The following is a 12,579-nucleotide window of genomic DNA, read 5'->3' as shown; positions in this document are numbered from 1 at the left end:
TTTCAGAGAAATGCGCCGCCAGCGAAAAGAATCCATTCCGGGGCCAGTCGACGTCTAACGTCGTCGGTGCAACGGGTACGAGTCAGAAAGGCGACGTCCATGACGGAGAACGCGCGCACGCACTGGCCTGACCAGCTCAGTCAGCGCCTCCTGAAAGAACGCATCCTCGTTCTCGGCCAGGAAGTCGACGACGACATATGCAACCGGCTGTGCGGTGAGTTGCTTTTGCTGGCGGCCGAGGACCCGAAACGCGACATCACGCTCTACATCAATTCGCCGGGCGGTTCCGTGCAGGCCGGCCTGGCGTTGTACGACATGATGCAGTTCGTGCCGTGCGACGTGGCGACCGTCGCGATGGGGTTCGCCGCCTCCATGGGACAGGTGCTGCTGTGCGCCGGCGCCCCCGGCAAGCGCTACGCCCTGCCCAACGCCCGCGTCGTGATGCACCAGCCGCTCGGCGGCATCGGCGGCTCGGCGGCCGACATCCAGATCCAGGCCGAGAACATGCTCTACACCAAGCGGCGGATGGCGGAGATCATCGCCCACCACACCGGCCAGCCGCTGGAGCGCATCCAGGCCGACTCCGACCGCGACCGGTGGTACACCGCGCGGGAGGCGCTGGAGTACGGGTTCGTCGACCACATCGCCGAAGGGATGAACTGACATGAGCGGGCGCTACGTGCTGCCGTCCTTCACCGAGCGCACCTCGTACGGCATCAAGGAGATGAACCCGTACAACAAGCTCTTCGAGGACCGGGTGATCTTCCTCGGCACCCCGATCGACGACACCGCGGCCAACGACGTGATGGCCCAGCTGCTCACGCTCGAGTCGATCGACCCCGACCAGGACATCAATCTCTACATCAACTCGCCGGGCGGCTCGTTCACCGCGATGACCGCCATCTACGACACGATGCAGTTCGTCCGGCCGGAGATCCACACCGTGTGCGTCGGCGAGGCCGCGTCGGCGGCGGCGGTGCTGCTGGCGGCGGGCACGCCCGGCAAGCGGGCCGCGCTGCCGCACGCCCGGGTCCTGCTCCACCAGCCGGCCACCGAGGGCGGCCGCGGCCAGTCGAGCGACCTGGAGATCCACGCCAGGGAGATCCTGCGGATGCGCGACCAGCAGGAGGAGATCCTGTCCCGCCACACCGGGCGCACCCCGCTGGAGATCAGGCGCGACATCGAGCGCGACCGCATCTTCACCGCCGAGCAGGCGCGCTCGTACCAGCTGATCGACGACATCTACGCCTCCCGCAAGCGCTCCCTGGTCCCCGCCCGCTGACCCGCCCGCTGATTCACCCCCTGATTCACCCGCCGGCCCGCGGGCGGCACGAGCCGCGGGCGCCCGGTCGATGGGCTTCCGGGCGCCCGCTCCCCGCCGCGGCGGGAGCCCGGAGCGAGAGCCGCGAGCGTTTGCCGCCTGCGGTGTGATGGGTGATGATCGGGCGATGGGCAGGTCGGTTCTGGTGACCGGGGGAGCCCGCGGCATAGGGCTGGCCGTGGCGCGCGAGCTGGCCGCCGCGGGAGACGCCGTCACCGTCACCCACCGCGGCGGGGACCCGCCCGGCGACCTGACCGCGGTGCCGTGCGACGTGACCCGGGAGGACGACGTGCGGGCGGCCTTCCTGCGGGTCGCGCGCACCCAGGGCCCGGTGGAGGTGCTGGTCGCCAACGCCGGCGTCACCCGGCACGGGCCGCTCGCCCTCACCGGCGACGACAGCGCCGGCGTCGTCGCCGACACCAACCTCGGCGGCGTCATCCGGGTCGCCCGGTACGCGGTGCGCGGCATGATGCGGATGCGGCGCGGGCGGATCGTGCTCATGTCGTCGGCGGCGGCCTGGCGGGGGATGGCGGGGCAGGCGGTGTACGCCGCGACCAAGGCGGGCCTGGTCGGGTTCGGCCGCTCGCTGGCCCGCGAGGTGGCGCCGCTGGGCGTCACCGTCAACATCGTCGCGCCCGGGTTCATCGACGCCGGCATGACCGCCGCCATGCCCGCCGCCCAGCGGGACGAGGCGCTCGCGGCCGTGCCGCTGGGCCGCTACGGCACCGCCGAGGAGGTGGCGAAGGTGGTGCGGTTCCTGGCCGGCGAGGACGCCTCCTACCTCACGGGGGCGGTCATCCCGGTCGACGGCGGCTTCGGCATGGGCCACTGACGCGGGCCGGTGACCCCTACCCCGGTCGCGGTAGGGGTTGGTCGGTGACCATGGCGTGAGTATGTTCCGTACGTGAACGCGCCTGACCGAACGGCTGTGCGGAAAGGGGAAGCCGTGCGCGTCGTGATCGCCACCCAAGCCGAGCGCTCCCACTTCCACTCCCTCGTGCCGCTGGCCTGGGCGCTGAGCACCGCCGGGCACGAGGTCCGCGTCGCGAGCCACGCCGACCTGATGGACGCCGTCGCCGGTGCCGGGCTGACCGGGGTCCGGGTCGGGTCCAGCAGCGTCATGCGGCACGTCATGCGCCGTGCCGTCGCCTCCGCGCCCGAGTTCGACCTGTCCCGCCCCGACGAGATGAGCGGCGAGGAGCTGGCCCGCTGGAACGAGCGGGTGGTGCCGTGGTGGTGGCGGGTGGTCAACGACCCGATCGTGGCCGACCTGGTGGCCTTCTGCCGGTGGTGGCGGCCGCAGCTGGTGATCTGGGAGCCGGTCACGTTCGCCGGCCCGATCGCCGCCCAGGCGTGCGGCGCGGCGCACGGCAGGCTGCTGTGGAGCGTGGACGTGTACGCCCGGCTGCGCGGCCGCTTCCTGGACGGCGGGCCGGTGGCCGACCCGCTGGCGGAGTGGCTGGGCCGTCGCGCCGGCGCCTATGGGCTGCGCTTCTCCGAGGAGCTGACGCACGGGCAGTTCACGCTGGACCACATGCCCGCCTCGCTGCGGATGGACGGCCGGCCCCCGGCGGAGCGCGTGCCCGTGCGCTACGTGCCGTACAACGGCCGGGCCGTGGTGCCCGCCTGGGTGCACGCCCGGCGCGAGCGGCCGCGGGTGTGCGTGTCGCTGGGCAACACCGCGCACGAGAAGTTCGGCGGCTACGCGGTGTCCGTGGGGGAGCTGCTGGAGGCGCTCGGCGACCTGGACGTGGAGGTCGTGGCCACGCTGCCCGCCAAGGAGCAGGCGAGGCTGGGGCGGGTGCCGGGCAACGTGCGGCTGGTGGAGTTCGTGCCGCTGCACGCGCTGGCGCCCACCTGCGCGGCGATGATCGTGCAAGGGGGTGGCGGCACCGTCTGCACGGCGCTGTTCTACGGCGTGCCGCTGCTCGTCGTGCCGCACCCGCACGTGTTCGACCAGCCGCTGTTCGGGCGCAGGCTCACCGAGCTGGGCGCCGGGCTGACCCTGCCACCGGACCAGGTCAGCCCGCAGGGCGTCCGGCGCATGCTGACGCGGCTGCTGTCCGAGCCGGGCTTCGGCGGGCGGACCCGGCGGATCCGCGAGGAGATGGTCGCGCTTCCCGCGCCCGCACGCGTCGTACCGGAACTCGAACAGCGTGCCCGGGCCGCGATCGCCGCATAGGACCGGCGCATGTGGAGCCGCGGGAGAAAGGACCACCGAGGGTGAGCGTCTGGCGAGAGAGCGTCCGGCAAGAGAGCGTCCGGCAAGAGAGCGTCCGGCAAGAGAGCGTCCGGCAAGAGAACGAACGCGGCGGCGAACTGCGCGAGCGCATCCTCCAGACGGTGCGGGAGCACTTCCGCGAGACCCGGCCGCCCGGGGAGTTCGTCCCCGGGGTGACGCCCATCCTGTCGTCGGGGGCGGTCCTGGACGAGGACGACCAGGTCGCGCTCATCGAGGCGGCGCTGGACCTGCGCATCGCCGCGGGCCCGTACACGCTGCGGTTCGAGCAGCGCTTCGCGCGGCTGCTCAAGCGGCGCAAGGCGCACGTGACGAACTCGGGGTCGTCGGCCAACCTGCTCGCCCTGACCGCGCTCACCCAGCGGGAGCTGGGCGAGGCGCGCCTGCGGCCCGGCGACGAGGTGATCACCGCCGCGCCCGGCTTCCCCACGACGGTGAGTCCCATCCTGCAGAACGGGCTGGTGCCGGTCTTCGTTGACGTCGAGCTCGGCACCTACAACACCACGGCCGACCTGGTGGCGGCGGCCATCGGCCCCCGCACCCGGGCGATCATGATCGCGCACGCCATCGGCAACCCGTTCCCCGCCGCCGAGATCGCCGCGCTGGCGAAGGAGCACGGCCTGTGGCTGGTCGAGGACAACTGCGACGCGGTGGGCTCGCTGCACCACGGCCGGCTCACCGGGACCTTCGGCGACCTCGCGACGGTGAGCTTCTACCCGGCCCACCACCTGACCATGGGCGAGGGCGGCTGCGTGCTGACCGACAGCCCCAAGCTGGCCAGGATCGTGGAGTCGCTGCGTGACTGGGGCCGCGACTGCTGGTGCGAGCCGGGCGAGAGCAACACCTGCAAGAAGCGCTTCGACCAGCAGTTCGGCAGGCTCCCGCACGGCTACGACCACAAGTACACCTTCAGCAGGATCGGCTACAACCTGAAGAACACCGATCTGCAGGCCGCGCTCGGCGGCTCGCAGCTGGCCAAGCTGGAGGAGTTCGGGCAGGCCAGGCGGCGCAACTGGCAGCGGATGCGTGACGGGCTGGACGGGGTGCCGCACCTCATCCTGCCCGTGCCCACCGAGGGCAGCGACCCGAGCTGGTTCGGCTTCGTGCTCACCGTCGACCCGGACGCGCCGTTCGGGCGGCACGAGCTGATCGCGTTCCTGGAGGATCGCCGCATCGCCACGCGGCTGCTGTTCGGCGGCAACCTGGAGCGCCAGCCGGCCTACCTGGACCAGCGGTTCCGGGTCAGCGGGGAGCTGACCAACAGCGACATCATCACCGAGCGGACGTTCTGGACCGGCGTGTACCCCGGCATCACCCCGGAGATGATCGACTACGTGGTGAGTTCGATCAAGGAGTTCGTCGCCGCGCACGGCTCCTGACGCGGCGCGTACGCGGCCACCGCCCAGCGGGCCCGGTCATCGGGCCCGGTCATCGGGCCCGGTCATCGGGCACGGTCATCGGGCACGGTCATCGGGCACGGTCATCGGGCCCGGTGCTTGGCCGTGAGCTCCTCGATCTCCGTGACGACGTCGTTGGGCGCGGGCATGGCCCGGATCTCGGCGCTCACCCGTTCCGCGCCGAGCCGGTAGGCCGGCTCGCGCAGCAGCGCCGCCACCCGCTCGGCCACCTGTCCGGCGCCCGTGAGCGCCGCGCCGGCCCCGCCGGCGGTCACCGCGCGGGCCAGCAGCGGCGAGTCCGGGTCGGCGACCGGGACGACCAGCTGCGGCACCCCGTACAGCAGCGCGGTGCAGACCATGCCGGGGTCGCCGTAGTTGACCATGGCTGCGCAGGAGGGCGCGAGCTGGTGCGCGGGCACGCTGTCGGTCACCCGCACGTTGCCCGGCAGCGCGGGCAGCTCGTCCTCGGCGGCGTCCGCGGCCGTGACGACCACCTCGACGTCCAGGCCGGCGAGCGCCTCCAGCAGCGCCTGCGGCGGCGCCGGCGACGCGGCCGCCTCCGCCTCGGCCGAGCCGAGGCAGACCGCCACGCGCGGACGCTCCGGCTCCTCGCGCAGCCACGCGGGCAGGATGGCGCGGCCGCTGTAGGGCACGTAGCGGACGGGCACGCGGGTCAGCGAGCCCCTGCGGGGGAGTGCCAGCGAGGCGGGGAAGCAGTCGACGGTGAAGTGGCCGCGCGTCAGCTCCTCGGAGAACTCCTGGCCGTGGGCGGCGGCACGGGACCCGAGCCAGCGGCCCAGCAGGTCCTCCTGTCCCGGCTCGTCCCGCTCGGCCATCAGTTCGAGGAAGCGGTCGCGCAGGCGGGCGAACACGTCCACGCTCCACACCACGCGGGCGTGCGCCGCTCCGCACGCCTGGGCGGCGATCGGGGCCGCGTACGTGCCCTGCTCCCACAGCACCAGGTCGGGCCGCCACTCCTGGCAGAAGGCGGTCAGGTCGGCGAGCATCGGCTCGTTGATGACCTTCCACCAGCCCGGCACGGCCCGCCGGTACCACTGCCGCAGGTCGTCCCACGACAGTTCCTCAGGGAGCTGAGAGGCGTTCTCGGACTCGTCCGCCCCGCCGGCCAGGCCGGTCATCGACTTCTTGAAGTAGCGGGTGAGGTTGTCCCTGCCGAGCGGGACCATCGTCAGACCGGTGTCGGCGACGAGGTCGGTCGCGTCCGGCTGGCCGGCGACCCACACCTCGTGCCCGGCCGTCCGAAGGGCCCACCCGAGCGGGGCCATGCCGTAGCAGCTTTCGTTCCGGCCCTGGAAGGCGATGAGAACGCGCACCCTCTTTCCCCTCATTTCCGGCCGACCACGGCCCGGCGGCCGCGTTGGAGCACGACGGGATCTTAAGCGGGAGAATGCGGGCCACCAACCCCTACGGGCGCCCCCTACACGCGCCGGGAATATGCTGACCGGGGGGTTGAAGCCAAGTGGCGCACGGCATATTGATTTCTGTATGTTCGGCCCGGATGACGGTTCACGCATCGAGGAAGCCAGTGAACGTACGAACGAAAAGCCCACCGCTGCGATTTGGCGTCCTGGGGTGTGCTGACATTGCCTGGAAGAGAACTCTTCCGGCGCTGCGGCAGCTATCCGGAGTGGAACTCGTCGCGGTGGCGAGCCGAGACCGTGCGAAAGCGAAGCGATTCTGCGCCGAATTCGGCGGCGTGCCCGTCACGGGATACGCGGGGCTGCTGGAGATGCCGGAGGTGGACGCCGTGTACGTGGCGTTGCCGGCGGCGCTGCACCACCCGTGGGCGCTGCGCGCCCTGGAGGCCGGCAAGCACGTGATGGTGGAGAAGCCGCTGGCCACGCGGCTCGCACAGACCCGCGAGATGGTGGAGCAGGCGCTCGATCGGGGCCTTTGGCTCACGGAGAACTTCTCCTTCCTGCACCATCCGCTGCACGCCCGGGTGCGGTCCCTGCTCGACGGCGGGGCGGTCGGCGAGCCGCTGGTGTTCACCAGCGCCTTCGGCATCCCGCCCAGGTGGGGTGACGACATCCGCTACCGGGCCGATCTGGGCGGCGGCGCGCTGCTCGACGTCGGCACGTACCCGCTGCGCGCCGCGCAGGCCTTCCTCGACGCCGAGCTGGACCTGCTCGGTTCCGTCCTGCGGATCGACAGGGAGCGGCAGATCGACCTCGGCGGCAGCGCCCTGCTCTGCTCGGCCGACGGGGTGTCGGTGGAGCTGACGTTCAGCTTCCAGTCCTCCTACCGGTCCACCTACGCGATGTGGGGGACCGAGGGCAGGCTGACGGTGGAGCGCGGCTTCTCCCTGCCCGGCGACATGACGGCGAGGATCCGCGTGGAACGCCAGGGCCGGGCCGAGGAGATCGCGGTGCCGCCGTGCGACCAGTTCGCGGCGGCCATCCGGGCCTTCGCCGGCGCGGTGCGCGACCACGAGGACTTCAAGGCGCACAGCAGGGACCTGCTGCGCCAGGCGGAGCTGGTGGAGGCGATCAGCGGCCGGGCGCACCGGGTGACGGTCTCCCCTCTGGCGGCGGCCGATCCGCGGAATTCGGGTGGGTGAAGGGGAGCATGCATCGGACACGGCTCGGACGTACCGCCCTGGAGGTGAGCCGGCTCTGCCTCGGCACGCTGAACCTCGGGGTGAACACCACCAAAGAGGACGCCTTCGGGCTCCTGGACCGGGCCCTCGACGAGGGCGTCAACTACCTGGACACCGCCAACCACTACGGCTGGCAGGTGTACCGCGGCATGACCGAGGACCTCCTCGGCGAATGGTTCTCCCAGGGCGGCGGGCGGCGCGAGAAGGCGGTGCTCGCCACCAAGGTCTACAACCCCATGAGCGACTGGCCCAACGACAGCGGCCTGTCGGCCAGGCACATCATCGCCTCCTGCGAGGACTCCCTGCGCAGGCTGCGGACGGACTGGATCGACGTGCTGCAGATGCACCACGTGGACAGGAACGCCCCGTGGGAGGAGATCTGGCAGGCGATGGAGGTCCTCACGTTCCAGGGCAAGATCAGGTACGTGGGCTCGTCCAACTTCGCGGGCTGGCACCTGGCGGCCGCGCAGGAGTCCGCCAGGCAGCGCAACCGGCTCGGGCTGGTGTCCGAGCAGTGCCTGTACAACCTGGTGACGCGGCACGTCGAGATGGAGCTGATCCCGGCCGCGGTGGCCTACGGCATCGGCGTGTTCGCCTGGTCGCCGCTGCACGGCGGGCTGCTCGGCGGGGTGCTGCGCAAGCTGGAGGAGGGCAGCGCGGTCAAGTCGGGGCGCGGCCGGGCCATGGTGGTGCTGGACCGGCACCGGGAGATGATCGCGCGCTACGAGAAGCTCTGCGACGAGGCCGGGCTGCATCCCGCCGAGCTGGGCCTGGCCTGGGTGCTCGCCCGGCCCGGCGTCAGCGGCGTGGTGATCGGGCCGCGCACCGTCGGCCATCTCCTGGGCGCCAAGCGGGCCCTGGAGCTGGAGCTCGACCCGGACCTGTTGAAAGAGCTGGACGCCATGTTCCCGCCGGTCGGCAACGGAGGGCCGGCACCCGAGGCGTGGGCCTGGTGACACCGGCCCTCGGTGGAGTGTGCCCATGAAGGGGATCGTTCTCGCGGGTGGCACCGGTTCGCGGCTGGCGCCCATGACCAGCGTCGTGTGCAAGCAGCTGCTGCCGGTGTACGACAAACCGATGATCTACTATCCGATCTCGGTGCTCATGCAGGCCGGCATCACCGACCTGCTGATCATCTCGACGCCCGCGGCCCTGCCGCTGATCTGCGAGCTGCTGGGCGACGGCTCACGGCTCGGGCTCAGCGTGTCCTACGCCGAGCAGGAGGAGCCGCGCGGCATCGCCGACGCGTTCCTGGTGGGCGAGAAGTACCTGAGCGACAGCCCGGCGGCGCTCGTCCTGGGCGACAACCTGTTCGCCGGCGACGAGCTGCCCGCGCTGCTCTGGGGCGCCCGCCGGACGGTGGAGTCGGGCGCGGCGGGCGCGGTCCTGTTCGGCCGCGAGGTGAGCGATCCGCGGCGGTACGCGGTCGCCGCGTTCGACGCCCGCGGAGCCGTCACGGACCTGGTGGAGAAACCCGCCGACCCGCCGTCCGCCTGCGCGGTCACCGGCGTCTACTTCTACGACGCCGACGTGGTCGAGATGGCCAGGCGGGTGCGGCCGTCCGCGCGCGGCGAGCTGGAGATCACCGACCTGAACCGGCTCTACCTGGAGCGGGGCGACGTCCAGTTGGTGGGCCTGGGCGAGGGATGCGTCTGGCACGACATGGGCACGCCCGCCTCCCTCCTGGAGGCCGGTCATCTGGTGCGCGCCTGGGGCGAGCGCGGCACCCGGGTGGGCTGCCTGGAGGAGATAGCGCTGCGCATGGGTTTCATCGACGCCGACACGTGCGCGGCGGCGGGCCTGCGCATGAAAAGCTCGCCGTACGGCCGCCACCTGCTGGAGTTCGCCACCCAATGGGCCGGATGAGGGCCTGTCCCGCTGGCGGGACAACCACCGGACGGAAAATGCTTAATGGCATTCACGGCCGCCGTCGGCGGGCAATTGCCGGTGCCCGGTGAACGGGCTAGATTCGGGGCGCCCGATGATATTCCGCCGTTTTCGAAACGGAGGTCCGCGTTGTCATTCACCGAGATGACTCCAGAGGAGTCGCTGACCGCTGCTTTCGACGGCTCGGATATAGCGGATAAACCGTGGACGGTGCGCTGGGACACCTGCGCGGAGGATATCGAGGAATTGGTCCGCGCGGTCGTTCCGGACACCGTCGACCTGCGCACGTCCGGCAGCACCGGCGCCGCCGCCGTCTGGCGCCGCACCCGCGAGCAGCTGTGGGCGGAGGCCGGCCTGCTCGCCGGCCTGCTGGAGGCCGAGCGGCCGGAGGCGGTCCTGGCCTTCGCGCCGCCCCGGCACGTCTACGGCGCGCTGGCCACCGTGCTCATGCCGGCCCGGATGCGCGTCCCCGTCTGGTACCGGCCGGGCGCCTTCGGCGGGCTGCCCGACCCGGCGGAGGCGCGGCGGTGGGGCGTCGTCGCCATCCCGTCGGTGTTCCCGGTGCTGCGCAGCCGCATGGCGTGGGTGCGCGCGGCGGAGCGGGTGGCAGTCCTGCACAGCACTGCCACGTTGCCTTCCACCGCGGCCCGCTTCCAGGCCGAGGCCGGGCCTGAGCTGGTCACGCTGGTGGAGGTGTTCGGCTCCACCGAGTCCGGCGGGGTGGCCTCCCGGCGCTGGGCGCCGGACAACCCGCCGTGGACCTTGCTCGACGACGTGTCCTTCGCCCACGACGACGGCGCCCCCCATGACGGCGGTGCGGACGGCGAGGTGCCGCTCGCGGTGCGCAGCGGGCGCCTCGCCGCGCGTCCCGGAGAGCCCGCCCCCCAGGTGTGGCGGCTCGACGACTACATCGAGCCGCTGGACGAGCGGCGCTTCCGGTTCCGGGGCCGGCGCAACCGGCTGCTGAAGGTGAACGGCCGCCGGGTGAACCTGGACGAGGTCGAGGAGCGGCTGCGCGCCCGCCTGCGCTGCGCCGACCTGGCCTGCCTGCCGGTCACCGACGGCGTCACGGGCGAGCACTTCGAGGTGCTGCTCGTCCCAGGGCCCGGCCGGTCCGCCGCCGGGATCGGGCTGGAGAGCGCGGTGGCGGAGCTGGACATCCGGCCCCGGGACGTACGGGTGGTGGAGCGGATCGAGCGGTCCGAGACCGGCAAGCTGCGGCAGATCCAGCAGGCATCGAGCGAGAGGTGAGACGATGACGGCCGTTACCGACCTGCACTCAGGAAGCCGGCTATCCGACCTGGTGCGCGGGGTGACGGGGGAGGCGCGGCTGCCGGCGCTGACCGAGCAGGACATCGGCCGGATGCGCGCGAGCACGGAGATCCTGGCGAAGGCGCTGGCAGGCGAGCAGCCGGTCTACGGCGTCACCCGCGGCTTCGGGCCGCTGGTCGCCTACGCCGCCGCGGACGACGGCGAGGACCAGGGCGCCGGGCTGATCGCCCACCTGGGCACCGCGCAGGGCGAGCCGCTGCCCCCGGAGGTGTGCAGGCTGGTCGTCTGGCTGCGCCTCAACAGCATGCGCCAGGGCTACTCGGCGGTCTCGCCGGAGTTCCTGAACCGGCTGATCGACATCTGGAACGGCGGCTTCGTCCCCGCCATCCCCCGGCACGGCACGGTCAGCGCGAGCGGCGACCTGCAGCCGCTGGCCCACGCGGCCCTGGCGCACACCGGCCACGGCGAGGCGTGGACGACCGGGCCCGACGGCGCGTGGACCCTGCGCCCGGCCGCGCTCGCCCTGGCCGCGGCCGGGGCCGAGAGCGTGTCGTGGCCCGCCAGGGAGGCGCTGTCGTTCGTCAACGGCACCAGCGTCAGCCTGGCCATGACCATCACCAACCACGTGTCGCTGCGGCGGCTGGTCCGGGTGGAGGCCGTGCTCAGCGCGCGGATGGCCGGCCTGCTCGGCGCCAATCCCGAGGCCTACCAGGAGGGCATCGGCCGGGTGCGCGGTCAGCTCGGCCAGCTCACGGTCGCGCGCTGGATCAGGGAGGACCTGCCGTCAGGTCTCAGCCGCGACGTGTCGCGGCCCCTGCAGGAGCCCTACAGCCTGCGCTGCGTCCCCCAGGTGCTGGGAGCGGTGCTCGACCAGCTCGCCGGGCTGGAGGAGATCCTGCTGCGGGAGGCCACGGGCTGCACCGACAACCCCATCTGCTACGAGGGCGAGGTGCTGCACGGCGGCAACTTCCACGCGATGCCCGTGGGACTCAGCTCCGACCAGCTCGGCCTGTGCCTGCAGCAGGTGGCCTACCTGGCCGACCGGCAGCTCGCGCTGCTCTGCGACCCGGCGGGCAACGGCGGCCTGCCGCCCATGCTGACGCCGCGGCCGGGCGCCGGCAGCGGGCTGGCCGGCGTGCAGCTGAGCGCCACCTCGTTCGTCTCGCGCATCCGGCAGCTCGTCTATCCGGCCTCGCTGACCGCCCTGCCGACGAACGGCGGCAACCAGGACCACGTGCCCATGGCGCTCAACGGCGCGAACGCGGTGGCGGAGGCGGCCGAGCTGGCCTGGCTGGTCGCCGGGTCGCTGGCGGTCGGGCTCACCCAGTACGCCCACCTGACCGACCGCCCGGCGGACCTGACCGGGCTGTGGGGGGAGCTGGCCGCGGTCTCGCCCCCGCTGGACCGGGACCGCCCGCTGGCCGGCGAGGTGCGGGCCGCCCGCGACCTGCTCCTGTCCCACGCCGAGTCGCTGGACTGAACCGTACCGGCGCGGCGAAGGGCCGGGCGGTCTCCCGCCCGGCCCCCGTGTCGGCGGTGGGTCACGGTCGCGCGGACAGGTCCTCCTGCGCCGCGCAGAGCATCGCCGCGATGCTCGCCACGTCCTTGAAGGCGGTGGCGTCGACGCGCTCGAACGGCACGTGCGCGCCGAACTCCATGGTGATGTGGTTGAGCAGGATCGCCGTGTTGAGCGATGTGAGGATGCCCCACTCCAGCAGCGGGGTGTCCGGCCGCAGCTCTCCCTGGGGGTCCCCGGACAGGAACCTCTCCTTCAGGAACGCCAGCAGTCGCTCGGTGACGTCGGTCTCGGTCAGTGGAGCGGTCACGTGTTCTCTCCTCGGCT

General features: G+C 72.4%; 12 protein-coding genes. 10 read left to right on the top strand and 2 right to left on the bottom strand.

Translation table 11 applies throughout. The features are described from left to right. Positions 1-99: 99 nt before the first annotated feature. The 5 genes from ACQEUU_RS22685 to rfbH all read left to right on the top strand — a co-directional run bounded on the left by ACQEUU_RS22685 (position 100) and on the right by rfbH (position 4,939). A complete protein-coding gene (locus tag ACQEUU_RS22685) occupies positions 100-663 on the top strand; it encodes a ClpP family protease (protein WP_433068933.1) in 564 nt (187 codons plus the stop codon). Between the two features lies 1 nt (position 664). Further along, the gene (locus ACQEUU_RS22680; protein ID WP_433068930.1) at positions 665-1,282 is read left to right on the top strand and encodes an ATP-dependent Clp protease proteolytic subunit; all 618 of its coding nucleotides are present in this window, start codon (positions 665-667) and stop codon (positions 1,280-1,282) included. A gap of 166 nt (positions 1,283-1,448) precedes the next feature. Next, positions 1,449-2,153: an SDR family oxidoreductase gene (locus ACQEUU_RS22675; RefSeq protein ID WP_433068927.1), complete on the top strand. Its 705-nt coding sequence runs from the start codon at positions 1,449-1,451 to the stop codon at positions 2,151-2,153. A gap of 114 nt (positions 2,154-2,267) precedes the next feature. Beyond that, positions 2,268-3,503 carry an activator-dependent family glycosyltransferase gene (locus ACQEUU_RS22670; protein WP_433068925.1) on the top strand — a complete coding sequence of 412 codons (1,236 nt, stop codon included), beginning with the start codon at positions 2,268-2,270 and terminating at the stop codon, positions 3,501-3,503. A 41-nt stretch (positions 3,504-3,544) separates the two neighbouring features. Then, positions 3,545-4,939, top strand: a complete 1,395-nt coding sequence (gene rfbH / locus ACQEUU_RS22665) for a lipopolysaccharide biosynthesis protein RfbH (RefSeq protein WP_433068922.1) — start codon at positions 3,545-3,547, stop codon at positions 4,937-4,939. A gap of 101 nt (positions 4,940-5,040) precedes the next feature. Here the strand turns inward: rfbH and ACQEUU_RS22660 are convergent, their stop codons facing one another. Next, entirely contained in the window at positions 5,041-6,291 is a 1,251-nt protein-coding gene (locus ACQEUU_RS22660) for a nucleotide disphospho-sugar-binding domain-containing protein (protein ID WP_433068920.1), read from the bottom strand. A 185-nt stretch (positions 6,292-6,476) separates the two neighbouring features. Between ACQEUU_RS22660 and ACQEUU_RS22655 the strand changes: the two genes are divergently transcribed. From ACQEUU_RS22655 to ACQEUU_RS22635, 5 genes are all read left to right on the top strand, one after another. Further along, positions 6,477-7,538: a Gfo/Idh/MocA family protein gene (locus ACQEUU_RS22655; RefSeq protein ID WP_433068917.1), complete on the top strand. Its 1,062-nt coding sequence runs from the start codon at positions 6,477-6,479 to the stop codon at positions 7,536-7,538. 8 nt (positions 7,539-7,546) lie between these two features. Continuing rightward, the gene (locus ACQEUU_RS22650) at positions 7,547-8,533 is read left to right on the top strand and encodes an aldo/keto reductase (RefSeq protein WP_433068914.1); all 987 of its coding nucleotides are present in this window, start codon (positions 7,547-7,549) and stop codon (positions 8,531-8,533) included. Positions 8,534-8,558: 25 nt separating this feature from the next. Beyond that, positions 8,559-9,443, top strand: coding sequence for a sugar nucleotidyltransferase (locus ACQEUU_RS22645; RefSeq protein WP_433068912.1), 885 nt, complete (start codon positions 8,559-8,561; stop codon positions 9,441-9,443). Between the two features lie 231 nt (positions 9,444-9,674). Continuing rightward, entirely contained in the window at positions 9,675-10,715 is a 1,041-nt protein-coding gene (locus tag ACQEUU_RS22640) for a hypothetical protein (protein ID WP_433068909.1), read from the top strand. A gap of 4 nt (positions 10,716-10,719) precedes the next feature. Next, the gene (locus ACQEUU_RS22635; protein WP_433068906.1) at positions 10,720-12,216 is read left to right on the top strand and encodes an aromatic amino acid lyase; all 1,497 of its coding nucleotides are present in this window, start codon (positions 10,720-10,722) and stop codon (positions 12,214-12,216) included. 61 nt (positions 12,217-12,277) lie between these two features. On the opposite strand, the gene ACQEUU_RS22630 is transcribed toward ACQEUU_RS22635, so the two are convergent. After that, a complete protein-coding gene (locus tag ACQEUU_RS22630) occupies positions 12,278-12,562 on the bottom strand; it encodes an acyl carrier protein (protein WP_433068903.1) in 285 nt (94 codons plus the stop codon). Between the last annotated feature and the right edge of the window lie 17 nt (positions 12,563-12,579).

The organism is Nonomuraea sp. CA-218870 (assembly GCF_050936535.1).
GTDB lineage: Bacteria > Actinomycetota > Actinomycetes > Streptosporangiales > Streptosporangiaceae > Nonomuraea > Nonomuraea corallina.
The sequence above is the reverse complement of the archived record's forward strand: the minus strand, read 5'-3'. Positions and strand labels throughout refer to the sequence as shown.